Source organism: Streptosporangium subroseum, assembly GCF_900188345.1.
Classification (GTDB): Bacteria; Actinomycetota; Actinomycetes; order Streptosporangiales; family Streptosporangiaceae; genus Streptosporangium; species Streptosporangium subroseum.
Genome location: NZ_FZOD01000005.1, coordinates 179,336 through 194,147, shown reverse-complemented (window position 1 = coordinate 194,147; position 14,812 = coordinate 179,336). Strand labels below are relative to the sequence as shown.

Here is a 14,812-nt window from a genome sequence, read left to right as displayed (position 1 = left end):
AGCCGGCCGATCACCGCTTTCCGCCGGTACAGCCGATCACCGCCTCTCGGCGACACGGCCGGCCGTGTCACCGCTTCCCGCCGATGCGGCCGGTCACCGTTTCCCAGCGGTACGGCCGATCAGCGCTTCCTGCTGCTACGGCCGAGCAGCCAGCCGATCACCGCGCTGCCGAGCGCGACGCCCGCGCCCATCCCGAACCCCGCGAGGAGCGACCACGCGGGAACGCCGGGCCTGGGCTGCTTGGCGGGACGTTCGAAGACCTGCGCGGTCCCGGCCTGCCCCGCTGTACCCGGGACGCCCGGCGCGGCCGGCGCGGTGAAAGCGGTGGCCGACGGCCCGCCCGGCGCGGCGCCGTCGAGAACGGGGACCGCGGGCGCGGTCACGGCGGGAACGGGGACGGCCTGAACGGGCACGGCCGTCTCGTTGAGGACGAGGTGGCTCTCGACGGCGGCGAAGAAGTCCTTCGCGGTCTTCTTCGCGACCGAGCTGAGCATGCGCTGGCCGACCCCGCCGATCATCCCGCCGATCACGGCCTCGGCGTCGTAGTCGACCCGGGTGCCGCCCTCGACCTCGCTGAGGCGGACCTCCACGACGGCGTCCACGGTGCCGGGGGCGCCCTGGCCCCGGGCCCTGAGCACGAACCGCTGCGGCGCGTCGGGTTCGGACAGGGCGACCTCGCCCTGGTAGACGCCCTTGATCGAGGCGACTCCCGCGGTGACCATCATCCGGTAGGTGTCGGGCCCCGTCTCCTCCAGCCGCTCGCAACCCGGGATCGTGCACACGAGCACGGCCGGGTTCTGGAGCGCGGACCACACACGATCTCTGTCGATGCCGAGTACGGCACTGCCTGCGAGCTTCACACGAACCACCCTAGGCAATCGCCCGGCGGAGCGATAACAGCAACATCTGCCCTATGGCGTGGCGTGCGATTGTCAGAGAGGTCCCAGCTCATGAGGGTTCCGGAAAGATCGCCTCGGTCGCCCGGGCCCGCGAACCACACGTTGGGAACGCCCCCGGCTCCTTGGGGAGGCCGGGGGCGCGGTGTCACTGAAAGGTCAGGACTGTTTCCACGGTTCGAAGTAGGCGACCGTGACCATGTCCACTTCGGCGGCGTTCGGCGGGGTGCCGCCGGTCGCGCTGACGCCGGTCACGAAGATGCGGACTCCGTTGCCGGAGGTTGCGTCCACGGCCAGGCCGCGGGCGGAGTCCCCGGCCGCGACGTTTCCGTCGTAGCGGCCCGTCCAGATCGGCTCGCCGGTGGCCGCGTCGTAGGCGATGGTCACGTAGTCCATGGTCACCGCCGTGCCCAGCTCCGTTTCGCTGCTCACGCTGCTCTCGCCGGTGACGACGACCTTGCTCCCGTCCGGCGTCACCCGGACGCCGTTGGCGTAGTCCTCGTTCTTGGCCGTGCCGTCGAAGCTCCGCACCCAGGAGCGTGCGCCGGTGGCCGGGTCGTAGGCGATGGTGGTGTAGTCGGACCCGGAGCCCTCGCCGGTGGTGTTGCCGGTGACATACAGCTTGCCGCCGGGCGCGAAGGTGATGTCGTGCGGGGTGTCGCTCTCGTGCGCGGGGCCGTCGTAGGTGTCGGCCCAGAGCTGCTTACCCGTGGCGACGTCGTAGGAGACGGTGGTGTAGTCGGTCAGCGTTCCGGGGTTGCTGGTGACGCCGGTGACGACGACAGCCTTGCCGTCCTCGGTGACCGCCAGGGCGGAGGGGATGTCCAGGCCGTTGTCCTCGCCGTTGAGGTCGGCGGCCCAGAGCTGCTTGCCGGTGGCGGCGTCGTAGGAGACGGTGCCCCAGTCGGTCAGGCCGGTGCCCTCGGGGCCGGCGCTCTGGCCGGTGACGACGACCTTGGACCCGTCGGGGGTCACCACGACCTCCCGGCCGTCGTCGGTGCTGGAGCCCGGGCCGTCGTACTGGACGTACCAGGACTGCTTGCCGGTGGTGGCGTCGTACGCGGCCGTGAAGTAGTCGTTCTTGTCGGCCTCACCGAACGAGGTCATGCCGGTGACGTAGACGGTCTTGCCGTCGGGCGCGACCGCGGCTCCCTTGGCGTAGTCGCCGGCGGAGCCCTGAGTGGTGTGCCGGGTCTCCCACAGCTGCTTACCCGAGGCGCTGTCGTACGCGATCGTGACGGCGTCGAGGCCGGTGCCGGTGCCCTGGCTGGCGCCGACGACAAAGAGCTTGGAGCCGTCAGGGCTGGTCTCCAGGCCGTACGGCTCGTCGTACACCTTCGCCGGGCCGACGTAGCTTCTGTTCCACAGCTCGGCGCCGGTGACCGCGTCGTAGGCGACGGTGACCATGGACCGGCTGTCCTGGCCGAACGTGGCCACCTGGCTGAGGCCGGTCACGTAGACCCGCTCACCCTTGGGGTCGAGCGTGACGTACTCGCCGGAGTCGGGGCCGCCCGCGACGCCGTACGAGGCCGCCCAGGTCTCCTGCGCCGGTCGCAGCACCAGCGGGATGCGTACGGTGTGCTTCTTCTTCTCCTTCCAGGTGAGGTGGCCGCCGACGTAGGCGTTCATCGCGGCGGTGGTGCGGCTGAACGTGACCGTGAACGACTTGGTCTCGCCCGCCTTGAGCTTGAGCGTGCTCGGCGACACCTTGGCCTTGATCCCGCCCAGGCCGGTGACGGAGGCGGTGTACGTGGCGGTCGAGCGGCCGACGTTGGTCACCTTGCGGGTCACGGTCTGCGTGCCGGTCAGGCGGCCGATCGCGATCGAGGGGGTGTTCAGGTCGTTCGGGTCGAACGAGTAGCCTTCGCTCTTCAGCTCGTCGCAGGCGGCCTTGGTGACGCCCTTGGTCTCGCCGCAGAGGAACGCGATCCAGTCGTTGGTGCCGCTGTCGTAGACGAGGCCGGGGTCGGCGGCGTTGTTCGGGGCGGCGTGGCCGGCGCCCGCACCGAAGATCACCGAGGGGTCGTCGGCGGGGCCGTCCTTGACGTCGGTGCCGCTGGTCATGAGGGCCGACTTGACGGCCATCGGCGACCAGTCGGGGTGCAGGTCCTTCAGCAGCGCGGCGAGACCGGCGATGTGCGGGGCGGCCATCGACGTACCGCTGGACAGGTTGAAGTCGAGACCCCCCGAGCCGGCCGGGGAGAACGCGGCGAGGATGTCCTGGCCGGGGGCGATCACGTCGGGCTTGAGCACGTCGCCGCCGCCGGCGTTGAGCGGGCCGCGCGAGGAGAAGTCCGCGACGTACGGGGCCGGGGCGTCGGTGTTGACCGTCGCCTGCTCGACGGTGGCGGTGGCGCCGCCGGTGGCCGCGTAGTCCTTGACGGCCTGCCGGTCCTTCACCTGCAGCTGCACGGTCGGAACGCTGGTCAGGTCGGTGTAAAGCGAATCGTCGTCGACGTTGGTCAGGATGACGCCCAGGCCGCCGGCCTCGGACACCGCGACGCTCTTGTTGACCCGGGACGTCACGCCGCGGTCGCAGACCACGATCTTGCCCTTGGTCTTGGCCGGGTCGAGCACCGCCGTGCCGCCGTTGTCGCGGGCGGCCCAGCACTGCGCCGCCTTCGCCGGGTCGGCGCCGGGCAGGCCCGCCGTCGCGGCGTCGATGAGCGGCGCCGGGCCCGCCTTCGTGGGAGCCGCGGATGGCCCGGTGTAGGAGGCGCCGTTGCCCAGCGTCACCCTCCCCTGCGTGGTCCGGTTGTGCGTGCCGGCGGCGACCGTGGTGATCCACGGGGACGGGTGAGCCACCGTGTTCGCGGCCGGGCCGCTGTTGCCGCCGGCGGCGGAGACGAAGATGCCCGCGTCGGCGGCGGCCAGGAAGGAGAGCTCGGCCGGGTCGAGGAAGTCCGTGCTCGTCCCGGAGACGGAGTAGTTGATGACGTCGACGCCGTCGGCCACCGCCTGGTCGATGGCGGCGACCATGTCGGAGTTGTAGCCGTTGGCCGTGTCCGCGGCCTGGGTGGACCACAGCGCCTTGTACACGGCGATCCTGGCGCGCGGCGCGATGCCGCTGATCGTGCCGTACCCGGCGGCGGGGCCGGTCACCCGCACGTCGTGGTTGCCCGCGGCGGTCGAGGAGGTGTGGGTGCCGTGGCCGTTGTAGTCACGCGGCGAGGCGAACTCCCACGGCATGAACTCCTTCATGCCCTGGTCGCCGCCCCAGCCCTCGTCGAAGTGCCGGGCGCCGACGATCTTGCCGTTGCACAGGGAGGCGTCCCAGGAGTCGTCCGGGCTGCCCTGGTCGCACGTGCCGGTGTAGCCGTCGACCGGCCTGTACGCGTGGCGGTCCGGATCGGGGTTGGCGAAGCTCTGGTTGTCCGCCCAGATGCCGCTGTCGATCACGCCGATGACGAGGCCTTCACCGGCGCCGCCCTTCTTGCCGCTGGGGCCGCCGAGCTGGTCCCACAGGCCGCCGCGGGCATCGAGGCCGAGGAACGACGGCGTCGAGGAGGTCTGCACCGTGACCTTCTTGTCCTCGGTGACCGCCACGACGTCGGGTAGCGTCCGCATCTTCACCGCCTGCGCGGCGGTCATCTTGGCGGCGAACCCGCCGAAGGAATAGACGTAGTCGTAGATTTTCCTGCCGCCGGCCTTCTTCAGCGCGGCGTCATGCTGGCCCTTGAGGTGGTCGGCGTATTTTGTCACTGCGGCGGACCTGGGCTGGATCTTCTTGCCCCGCTCGGGCTTGGTCCTGGCCAGCCCGGCCACTTCGCCGTCGTACGTCGCGACGGGTTCGGGGAGCATCTGCACGATGTAGGTCTTCTGCTTTTCGTCGCCGGTCGCCGCGGAGGCCGATCCAGGCCAGGCGAGGCCGCTCACCACCAGCGCGGTCAACGCTGCGGCTGTGGCCAGCCTTCTGGGAATTTGGGGGGATATGGGATGCATCGTTGGCCCTTCATGCCTCTCCGCACGTCGCACGGACGATCACTGAGGCTAGGGAGGGGCGCGGGACGGGGCATCCGTACCGTATACGGATTTTTGGGCAGTACTTAATGAATTTTTGGTACCCTGTTTGCACTAATTAGTGCAGGTAGGGGGTGGCCGCATGCCGTCGGGCGCCCTGTCTGACGTCCTCGTCGGCCGGCACACCGAGCTGGCCCTCCTGCGTGCGGCCATCGGCGCACGGCCCTCGCTCGCCCTGGTCGAGGGCGAGGCGGGAATCGGCAAGAGCCGCCTGGTCGCCGAGCTGTTCGCGGCGCCCGACCTGGCCGCGACCCGCCGGCTCGTGGGCCAGTGCGAACAACTCCAGGAACCGCTTCCGTTGTCGCCGCTGCTCGACGCGTTCCGCCAGGCGGAGGCCGAGCTGGCCCGGTCGCGGCCGTCCAACCCCGTCGTCGGGGCGCTGGCGCCGCTGCTGCCCGAGATCGCCGAGCACCTGCCGCCGCCGCTTCCGCCCCTGCCCGACCAGCGGGCCGAGCGGCACCGGGTGTTCCGCGCCGCCGTCGCGCTGCTCGACCACCTCAGCCCGCTGGTGCTCGCCCTGGAGGATGTGCACTGGGCCGACGGCGGCACGCACGACTTCCTCGCCTTCCTGGCCGCTCACATGCCGCGCGACCTGACGGTGATCCTCACCGTACGCACCGAGTCGGGCTTGCTGCCGATCCGCGAAGCCTTCGCCCGGGCCCCGTCGGGACCGGCCCGCACGATCAGCCTGGCCCCGCTCACCATGCCCGAGGTCGAGGAGCTCGCGCGGAGCATACTCAAAACCGATCTTCCCCCGGCGTTCGCCGGACCCCTCTGCGAGAAGACCGGCGGCATCCCGTTCGTCGTGGAGGAGGTGCTGCGCACGCTGCTGGAACGGCTGCCCGCCGGCGAGATCCCCGGCCGCCCCGACGTCCTGGCTGGCCTCGCCGTGCCGACCGTGCTGCGCGACGTCGTCCTGCAGCGGCTGTCCGCCCTCGACGACCCGGCGCGGGAGATCCTCGGGGCCGCCGCCGTCGTCGGCATGACGCCGGACGAGCGGGTGCTCGCGGAGGTCGCGGACAGTGGGCCGCCGGCCATCGCCAGGGCGCTGGCGCAGGCCCAGGCAGTGGGGCTGCTGCACGAGGAGGGCGGCCGGTGCCGGTTCCGCCACGCGCTGGCGCAGCAGATCGTGTACGAATCCGTGCCCGTGTCCAGCCGCCGCTGGCTGCATCTCAGGACCGCGCAGGCCCTTGAAACCGGCGCCGAATCCGGCGGCGGGCCGAGGCCCGTGGCCCGGCTCGCCCACCACTACCGGCACGCGGGGCGCACGGCCGAGTTCGTGGGCAATGCGGAGGCCGCCGCCGACACCGCCTTCTCCCACGGCGACGACGCCACCGCGGCACGGTTCCTGCTCCAGGCGCTGGAGATCGGCGAGTTGTCCCGCGAGGTACGCGTGCGGCTGGCCGTCAAGCTCGGCCGGGCGGCGGTGGACGGGCTGGCGCACACGGAGGCCGTGCCGGTACTCGAACGCCTGCTGGCCACCGAGCCCCTCCCCGCCCACCTGCGCGGCGAGCTGCGTTTCGCGCTCGGCCGCCTGCTGCGGCAGCAGGGCGAGACGCGGGCCGGCCACCTCCAGATCGAGGGCGCCCTGGAGGACCTCGCCGACCGGCCCGCGCTCCTGGGACGGGCGCTGGCGGTGCTCTCCGCGCCGGAGACCGTCGTGGACCGGCACGTCAGCGAGCACGCCGCACGCTGCGACCAGGCCGAGGCGGCGGCCCGCCGCAGCGGCGACCGCGACGTACGCGTCGCGGTGCGCATCGCCAGGGCCTCACTCCTGCTGGAACAGGGCGACCCGGCCAGCACGCGGCTGATCGCCGGGCTGCTGCGCGACGACGAGCTCAGGGCCGCGCCGCGGGAGCACGCCCGCGCCTGCCTCAACTGGGCGCAGGGCGCCCTGCACGTCGGCCGGCTGGAGCTGGCCGAGGCCCTGCTCGCCGAGGGACGCCAGGTGGCCGACCAGGCCGAGTACCTCCGGCTGGCGGAGGTCACCGAGCTGGTGACGGCCGCCGTCGACGTGGCCGCCGGGCGGTGGGCGGGCCTGGAGGAGCGCAGCCCCCGGTTGGCGGACTCGGGGGCCAGGGTGGGGGCCGCGTCCCTGGACCGGCGGCTGCTGCAGGCCACGTTGCTCGCCGCGACCGGCCCGGCCGAGGAGGCGACCGCCCGCCTGGACGACGTGATCGCGGTGGCCGAGCGGGTCGGGGCCGTCTGGCCGCTCATCCCCGCCCGGATGACGTTGTCCCGGCTGCTGCTGACCTTGGACGACGCTGCCGGGGCGGTCGAGCACGCCACCGCCGCGCTGGCCCACGTACGGGCCAAGGGGAACTGGGTGTGGGGGGCGGAGAGTGTGCTGTGCCTGGTGAACGCCCTGGACGCGCTCGGCGAAGCGGACCGGGCGGCCGGGCTGGTGGACGAGCTGGGCGTGGGGATCTCGGGCGCCGACGCGCCGATCGCGCAGGCGGCGCTGCTGGGCGCGCGGGCGGTCCTGGCGCGGTCCCTGGATCCGCTGGAGGCCGACCGGCTGCTGGACGCCGCGCGTACCACCCTGTGTGAGGCCGGGCTGCGCTACGAGGAGGCGCTGGCCGCCGAGCGCCTGGGCCGGTGGCGCTGCGAGCACGGGGCGGCCGACGGCGGGCCGCTGCTGGAGGGCGCGCTGCGGCTGTACGGCGGGATGGGCGCGGACCGGGACATCGCGCGGATCTGCCGGATCATGCGGCAGAACGGGGTGCCCATCCCCTATCCGTGGCGCGGCGGGCGGCCGTCCCACGGGCAGACGTTGTCGTCCCGGGAGCGCGAGGTGGGGCTGCTGGCGGCGCGGGGGAAGACGAACCAGGAGATCGCCACCGAGCTGTTCCTGTCCAGGCGCACCGTGGAGAGCCACGTCTCCAACGCGCTGCGCAAGCTCGGGCTGCTGTCACGCAAGGAACTGCGGGGGCTGGCGGCGCTCCTGGCCGAGCCGGTCGGCGGGGCGGAGGCTTAGCCCCGGCTCGGTCCTCTCTTATGACGAGTGGGGCGGTTCCGTGGCGGCGGGAGCGCCGTTCGCGCATGGCGACGGGGTGCCTCGGCTCGTCGACGGTCACTGATGAGCGTGGAGTGCAAGGGCCGTCATACCGTCGAGTGCGGGATCAAAGGGCCGGAGCCGCCCCAGGGACAAGCTGAGGCGGCAGCGTCCTTAAGACACGGCCTGGCGCGCCACGCGATGGCGGAGGTAGACGCCCCTTGAGGTGAAGGTGCGGGTCTCGACGCGAGCTAACGGGCCGCGGCGGCTTGGGCTCGCAGCGGTGCCCCCACCTCGTGCAGGTGGCGCAGCGCCTGCGCGTAGGAGCTGACGATCCCGGACTCCAGGTAGTCGACGCCGATCTCCTGGCAGTACTGCTGGACGATCGGCTGGGCACGGCGCAGGTTCGGCATCGGCATGCTGGGAAAGAGATGGTGCTCGATCTGGTAGTTGAGCCCGCCCAGCACCGTGTCCACCACGTAGCCGCCGCGCACGTTGCGCGAGGTCAGCACCTGACGCCGGAGGAAGTCGAGCTTCTCGTCGCCCCGGAACATCGGCATTCCCTTGTGGTTGGGCGCGAACGTGCAGCCCAGGTAGACGCCGAAGAGCGCCTGGTGCAGGAAGAAGAACGCCACGGCCTTGCCGGGCGACAGCACCGCGAACAGCGCGACCAGGTACAGGACGGTGTGCACGACCAGCAGCGACGCCTCCACGGGACGGTGCTTCATCGTCGGGCGCAGCAGCGCCCGGACGCTGGCCACGTGGAGGTTGAACCCCTCCAGCGTGAGCAGCGGGAAGAACAGGTACGCCTGCCAGCGGCCCAGATACTTGGGCAGTCCCTTGGTGACCGCGGCCTGCTCGGGCGACCAGAGCAGGACGTCCGGCGAGACGTCGGGATCGTGGTCCTCGTGGTTGGGGTTCGTGTGGTGGCGGGTGTGCTTGTCCATCCACCAGCCGTAGCTCATGCCGATGGCGACGTTTCCGGCCACCAGTCCGGCGATCTCGCTGGAGCGCCGGGAGCGGAAGACCTGCCGGTGAGCCAGGTCGTGGGCGACCAGCCCGATCTGGGCGAACACCACCGCGAGGAAGACCGCGACCAGGAGCTGGTACCAGGAGTCGCCCAGTGCGAAGAATGCGACCCAGCCGCCGACGAAGGAGGCGGTGACGAGACCGATCCTCAGGGCGTAGTAGCCGGGGCGCCGCTCCATCAACCCCGCCTGTGTGATCCGGCGCGACAGACGGGCGAAGTCGCTGCCCCGTGCTCCATCTTCTGGGTCGGCGGCTTGATACACGGCATCGGTCACGATCGAATCGGTCACTGCTCTCCTCGGGTGGGCCGGATCCCTAGACAGGATTTGTCAGCTATTAGCGCCAAAGGTTGGCATACAAAAGCTGACAGGGTGACCGTCTTAGGGTTTCGCGATTGTCGTGTTCCCGAACTCCGGCCCCCACCCCGGCTTGTGGTAGTGCTGGCCCTACCAGCACGCGTCGAAGAGCCTGGTGACGATCTCAGAAAATCCCCACGGCGACCTTGGGGAGGGACGGATGACCAGGTCTGACCTGCGGGGATCTATACGAGCCTCACCTCTGTCGGCCGTATTCCGCCAGGCTGCTCGAAGCACGTGAGTCGAATGTGCTATAGGGGGCCGCGCGGTCGTGGCGGACGGAGGCAGCCGGTCGAGATGACGGCACGGCGGAGAGAGCCGATTGACACGGCGGGCGCGAGGCGAGTGGAGACAACCTGTCGAGGGGGCGGGTGCACGGTGGGCGGAATCCATGGCAGCCAAACTCCCAAATCGGGCATTTACCCCTTCGACTACTGGCAGGATGATCGTCCATGTCACCGGCGAAGTCATGGGCGATCAGATCGGCGGCCGCGTTCGCAGTCCTGGCGGTGGGCGCCGGATGTGGCACCGGAGTGGACCTCGACGGGGAATCCGGCGACGACGGCACCGTCTCCGCACCCGGCGCCTCCCCCATCGGTTCCCCCGAGCCGGCGAGCCCGAAGGGACCGCCGGGGGCACTCCTCAGGCCGGGTGAGGTGAAGAGGATCCCCCGGTCCGGCGACGGTCTGCCGCCGGTGATCAGCTCCATTCCGACCAAGAGGAAGGTCGTCTTCCTCACCATCGACGACGGCTGGGAGCAGGATCCCGGCTTCGTGGCACAGGTCAGGAATCAGCGGATTCCCATCGCGGCCTTTGTCATGCGCGACGCCGTGGAGGCCAGGGGCGCGGTCGATCCGACCGCTCAGGGCGGCAAGTTCCTGGGCGCGGGCAAGTGGGGATACGTGCGCGACCTGCGCGACGCGGGCGCGACGATCGAGAACCACACGCTGACCCATCCGAACCTGCCGACGCTCGGCTACGAGCAGCAGAAGGCCGAGATCTGCGGCTCCTCCAAACTGATCCGCAAGCACCTGGGAACCCAGCCCACCCTGTTCCGCCCGCCGTTCGGCAGTCTGAACAGCCTGACGCGCAAAGCGGCCAAGGCCTGCGGCATCGACGCACTCCTGCTCTGGACCGCGACCGTGCAGCCCGGCGGGAAGATCGCCTATCAGGTGCCCGACAAAAAACTGCGCCCGGGCGACGTGTTGCTGCTGCACTTCCGCCCGAACCTCTCGCGCGACTTCCGCATCCTGGTGAACAAGATCAAGCGCCGTGGTTTCGAGCTCGGCAATCTCGACGCCTACCTGAAGGCCGCGACCGGAAACCCCTCCGACAACTCGTAACCCACGCGACCCCTGGCGTTCTCTCCAAAGCCACAATTAGCCATAAAATATGATTTTCGATAAGCAATGATGAAAACAGGAAAATCGACCGATAGGCGCGACCCATAAACCTCGTGAAAGGCCGAACGGCCCGCCCCGGAAAGGGGACGGGCCGGTCAGGGCTAGGGGACGGGGCCTATATGTGATCACTCGCTCTCGGCGGTGTAGAGGTACTCCCAGTCGCCACACCTGGTCGGCGAGGAGCTGTGCAGGGGGATCTGGCAGACCTTGACGCGGACGCTGTCCACCCGGTTCTTGGAGAACTGGAACTGCTTGGCCCCGCCGGCTCCGCAGTAGGTGTAGGACTTGCCGTCGTACCACTGGCCGTCGTGGTCGCCGAAGTGGTGCACCGCGAACTTCACGTAGGCGCACTTTCCGCCCTGCTTGTACGTGCGGTGGTCAAGGTCGTACAGGGAGCCCTTCACCCGCACGCTGTTCCACTTCTGGTGCTTGTCCCACTCGACGCCGATCCAGCCGCGGGCCTTGGCCTTGTGGTTGGAAGAGAAGTAGCTGCCCCAGTAGTCGCTGTAGTCGTAGTCGGACGAACCGGCCGCGGCGGTCGTCGCGGTTGCGGCCGTGGCCGTGGCCGACGTCGCGGCGGACGCGGTCGCCGGAGTGGCGAAAGCGAGGGCGCCGGTGGCGGCGAGCGCCAGCAGACCGGTGGCCATTTTCTTCATCATGATTTCTCCTCAGCCCTCCGTGCCGGCCCTTTGCCGACTCCCCCTTCGGGCTGATTCATTGATATCGGGATGCACTTGCACATCCCCATATCATTCCTTGCAATTTCCTTTAAGAAATGGCTGCAAGCCGGACGGCCGTCGTGCAACCCCGCGGGCCCGCTCCGGGCCGTGTGACGAAGATCGCACGAGCTCGCGGCACCTGCCCCTCCCAATGCTCTACAGCGTGTAGTACTACTGAAAGTAGAACTACAACCCGTAGAGCATCGGATCGGCGAGGGGAAGATGGACGCACTGGACCTGGCACGGTGGCAGTTCGGGGTCACCACCGTGTACCACTTTCTGTTCGTGCCCCTGACGATCGGCCTCGGCGTCTTCGTGGCCGGCCTGCAGACCGCATGGCACCGCACCGGCAAGGAGCACTACCTGCGGCTCACGAAGTTCTTCGGGAAGCTCTTCCTGATCAACTTCGGAATGGGCGTGGTGACCGGCATCGTGCAGGAGTTCCAGTTCGGCATGAACTGGAGCGAATATTCGATCTTCGTCGGCGACGTCTTCGGCGCTCCGCTGGCCCTGGAGGCGCTGCTCGCGTTCTTCCTGGAGTCAACCTTCCTGGGTCTGTGGATCTTCGGCTGGGACAAGCTGCCCAAGCGCGTCCACCTGGCCACCATCTGGGCGGCGGTCATCGGGTCCAACCTGTCGGCCTACTTCATCCTCGCCGCCAACGCCTGGATGAAGCACCCGGTCGGCTACGAGGTCGTCGACGGCCGAGCCCGGATGACGGACCTGTGGGCGGTGCTCACCAACTCCACCGCGCTCGCCCAGGTGCCCCACGTGGTCGGGGGCGCCTTCGTGGTCGCGGGCGGATTCGTGCTGGCGGTCTGCGGCTACCGCATCCTGCGGGAGCGGCGGAACGACCCGGCGGATCCCGGCCTGACCACGCCGGCGCGGGAGGGCTCGGCGAGCATGTGGCGAACCCCGATGCGGGCCGCACTGGTCATGGTCGCGATCGCCGGAGTCGTGGTGGTGGGCAGCGGGGACACGTCCGCCAGGCTGCTGTACGAACAGCAGCCGATGAAGCTGGCCGCCGCCGAGGGGCTCAGGCACGACACGGCGGGCGCGCCGTTCTCCCCCGTCCCCGGGGTGGAGGTGCCCAGGCTGCTCAGCTTCCTGTCCACCCACGACCCGAACGCGGTGGTCCAGGGCACCGAGAACCTGCAGGCCACCTTCGAGAAGCAGTTCGGCCCCGGCGACTACCGGCCCAACCTGCCGGTGGTCTACTGGTCCTTCCGCGTGATGATCGTCTTCGGTCTGTCCACGGTGGCCCTGGCGGCCCTCGGCCTCTGGCTCACCCGCAGGCGCCGCCGCACTCCCCGCCCGCCGCGCGAGATCCCCGCGTGGTTCGCCCGGGCCTGCGTGCTGGCGCTGCCGCTGCCGACCATCGCGATCATCGCGGGCTGGCTGCTCAGCGAGGTCGGCCGCCAGCCGTGGACCGTCCAGGGCGAGCTGCTCACGGCCGCGAGCGTGTCACCCGGCGTCAGCCTGACCGAGGTGGCCATCTCCCTGGCGATTTTCACCGCCCTGTACGGCGTGCTCGCGCTGGCCGAGGCCGTTCTGCTCGTGCGCCACGTCAGGACGGGTCCCGAGCCCGTCTCCCCCGATCCCCTCACGCGGCCCTCCCACGACGACGAGGACCGGGCCGCCCGGCTCCAGCCGACCCTGATGTACTGAAGGCGGAAATCATGGAACTCACCACCTTCTGGTTCGCGGTCATCGCGTTCCTGTGGACCGGTTACTTCGTCCTGGAGGGCTTCGACTTCGGCGTGGGCATGCTGGCACCGGTGCTGTCCAGGAACGAGGCCGAACGCAAGCAGGTCCTGGGCACGATCGGCCCGGTCTGGGACGGCAACGAGGTCTGGCTGATCACCGCCGTCGGGGCGATGTTCGCCGCCTTCCCCGCCTGGTACGCCGGGCTGCTGAGCACGTTCTATCTCCCGATCGCGCTGGTCCTCGTCGGGCTGATCGTGCGCGGAATCGGCCTGGAGTGGCGGGGCAAGGTCCACAGCTCCACGGGCCGCGCCCGGGCCGATCTGGGCATCCTGATCGGCAGTTTCCTCCCCGCGTTCCTGTGGGGCGCGATCTTCGCCGACCTGCTGCACGGCAGCGCGACGGCGGCGCTGGCCGGCGGGATCTTCTCCCTTTCGCTGTGCGTGCTTCACGGGGCGGTCTTCGTCGCACTCAAGACCTCCGGCCCGGTGCGCTCGCGGGCCCGCCGTACCGCGATGATCACCTCTGCGGTGGCCCTGCCCGCCGCGGTGGTGGCGCTGTCCGGCATCCCCGGCGCATCCGCGTCCGTCTCCGACTGGGCCGCGGCGCCGTGGCTGTGGGCGTGCGCGCTGGCCGCGATGGCGGCCCTGTCCGCCGGGATCGCGCTGACCTGGCGCGGCCGGGACGGCTGGGCGTTCGCCGCCACCGCCTCGTCCATCGCCGGCACCGGCGCCGCCCTGTTCGGCGCCCTCTCCCCGGCGCCCCTGCCGGGCCTGACCATCGCCGAGGCCGCCTCCGGCCCCTACACGCTGAACGTGCTGACCTGGATCGGCCTGGTCGCGCTGCCGTTCGTACTGGGCTACCAGGCCTGGTCGTACTGGGTGTTCCGCAAGCGCCTGGTCGCCGAGGTGTCCTGAAACACCGGGCTCTCGCCCGCTTGGGCGAGGTCTCCCGCAGTCAGCCCGACCAGGACGAGGCCAGGTCCTCCCACCGGGAGGCTCAGGCAGACCGCCGGTCGTCCCGGACGGAACGGGACCGCACCCTCCCACCGGCAGGCTCGGGCGGAACGGGACCGTGGCGGCGTCGCCGCCTACTTCACGACGCGAAATTCCAGATGCGTGGCGTGCGGCGACTCGATCACCCGGGTCCGTTCCAGCTCGATGTGCTCGGTCCCGAGGTGGTCGAACAACCGGCGGCCGTCACCGATCAGCACCGGTGCGATCTGAAGGTGTATCTCATCGAGGAGGCCGGCCCTGAGGACCTGCTGGGAGACGTCCGCGCCCATCACGATGACGTTCTTCTCACCCGCGGCCGCCCTGGCCAGCCGGAGTGCGCTCTCGACGCCGTCGGTCACGAAGGTGAACGTTCCGCTCTTCATGGCCAGTTCGTCTCGAACCTCATGTGTGAGCACGAAGGAGGGTGCGGGGAAAGGCGTGTCCTCCCACTCCCCCAGGCCCACATCGAACGTCCTCCTGCCCAGCACGACCGCCCCCGTCGTGGCGAACAGCTCCCGGATCACCCCGGCGTCCACGTTGTTGGAGGACGCGTTGAATATCCAGTCGTGCAGCCGCGGCCCGCCCCGGCCCATGGGCAGCTCAACGCTGATGTCCGGACCGGCCATGAAACCGTCCAGCGACATGGTGACGTGCAAGATGACCTTCCCCATACGGCCCGACAGTAGAGCACGAAC

General features: G+C 70.2%; 9 protein-coding genes. 4 read left to right on the top strand and 5 right to left on the bottom strand.

All coding sequences use genetic code 11. The features are described from left to right. Positions 1-119: 119 nt before the first annotated feature. Both CHC08_RS07445 and CHC08_RS52335 read right to left on the bottom strand, forming a co-directional pair. Positions 120-860: an SRPBCC family protein gene (locus CHC08_RS07445; RefSeq protein WP_089206433.1), complete on the bottom strand. Its 741-nt coding sequence runs from the start codon at positions 858-860 to the stop codon at positions 120-122. 195 nt (positions 861-1,055) lie between these two features. Continuing rightward, positions 1,056-4,787, bottom strand: coding sequence for a S8 family serine peptidase (locus CHC08_RS52335; RefSeq protein ID WP_179281929.1), 3,732 nt, complete (start codon positions 4,785-4,787; stop codon positions 1,056-1,058). A 211-nt stretch (positions 4,788-4,998) separates the two neighbouring features. Here CHC08_RS52335 and CHC08_RS52330 point away from each other — a divergent pair, with 211 nt between their 5' ends. Next, positions 4,999-7,893 (top strand): helix-turn-helix transcriptional regulator, encoded by a 2,895-nt coding sequence (locus tag CHC08_RS52330; protein ID WP_089206431.1) that lies wholly within the window; start codon positions 4,999-5,001, stop codon positions 7,891-7,893. 269 nt (positions 7,894-8,162) lie between these two features. Here CHC08_RS52330 and CHC08_RS07430 read toward each other — a convergent pair whose 3' ends face one another. After that, a complete protein-coding gene (locus tag CHC08_RS07430; RefSeq protein WP_089206542.1) occupies positions 8,163-9,119 on the bottom strand; it encodes a fatty acid desaturase family protein in 957 nt (318 codons plus the stop codon). A 629-nt stretch (positions 9,120-9,748) separates the two neighbouring features. Between CHC08_RS07430 and CHC08_RS07425 the strand changes: the two genes are divergently transcribed. Further along, positions 9,749-10,639: a polysaccharide deacetylase family protein gene (locus tag CHC08_RS07425; RefSeq protein WP_089206430.1), complete on the top strand. Its 891-nt coding sequence runs from the start codon at positions 9,749-9,751 to the stop codon at positions 10,637-10,639. Positions 10,640-10,824: 185 nt separating this feature from the next. Here CHC08_RS07425 and CHC08_RS07420 read toward each other — a convergent pair whose 3' ends face one another. Beyond that, the gene (locus CHC08_RS07420; protein WP_089206429.1) at positions 10,825-11,358 is read right to left on the bottom strand and encodes a hypothetical protein; all 534 of its coding nucleotides are present in this window, start codon (positions 11,356-11,358) and stop codon (positions 10,825-10,827) included. Between the two features lie 282 nt (positions 11,359-11,640). Between CHC08_RS07420 and CHC08_RS07415 the strand changes: the two genes are divergently transcribed. Then, a complete protein-coding gene (locus CHC08_RS07415) occupies positions 11,641-13,086 on the top strand; it encodes a cytochrome ubiquinol oxidase subunit I (RefSeq protein ID WP_089206428.1) in 1,446 nt (481 codons plus the stop codon). A gap of 11 nt (positions 13,087-13,097) precedes the next feature. Further along, positions 13,098-14,039 (top strand): cytochrome d ubiquinol oxidase subunit II, encoded by a 942-nt coding sequence (gene cydB, locus CHC08_RS07410; RefSeq protein ID WP_089206427.1) that lies wholly within the window; start codon positions 13,098-13,100, stop codon positions 14,037-14,039. A 173-nt stretch (positions 14,040-14,212) separates the two neighbouring features. Here cydB and CHC08_RS07405 read toward each other — a convergent pair whose 3' ends face one another. Next, positions 14,213-14,788 carry a dihydrofolate reductase family protein gene (locus tag CHC08_RS07405; protein ID WP_089206426.1) on the bottom strand — a complete coding sequence of 192 codons (576 nt, stop codon included), beginning with the start codon at positions 14,786-14,788 and terminating at the stop codon, positions 14,213-14,215. Positions 14,789-14,812: the final 24 nt, after the last annotated feature.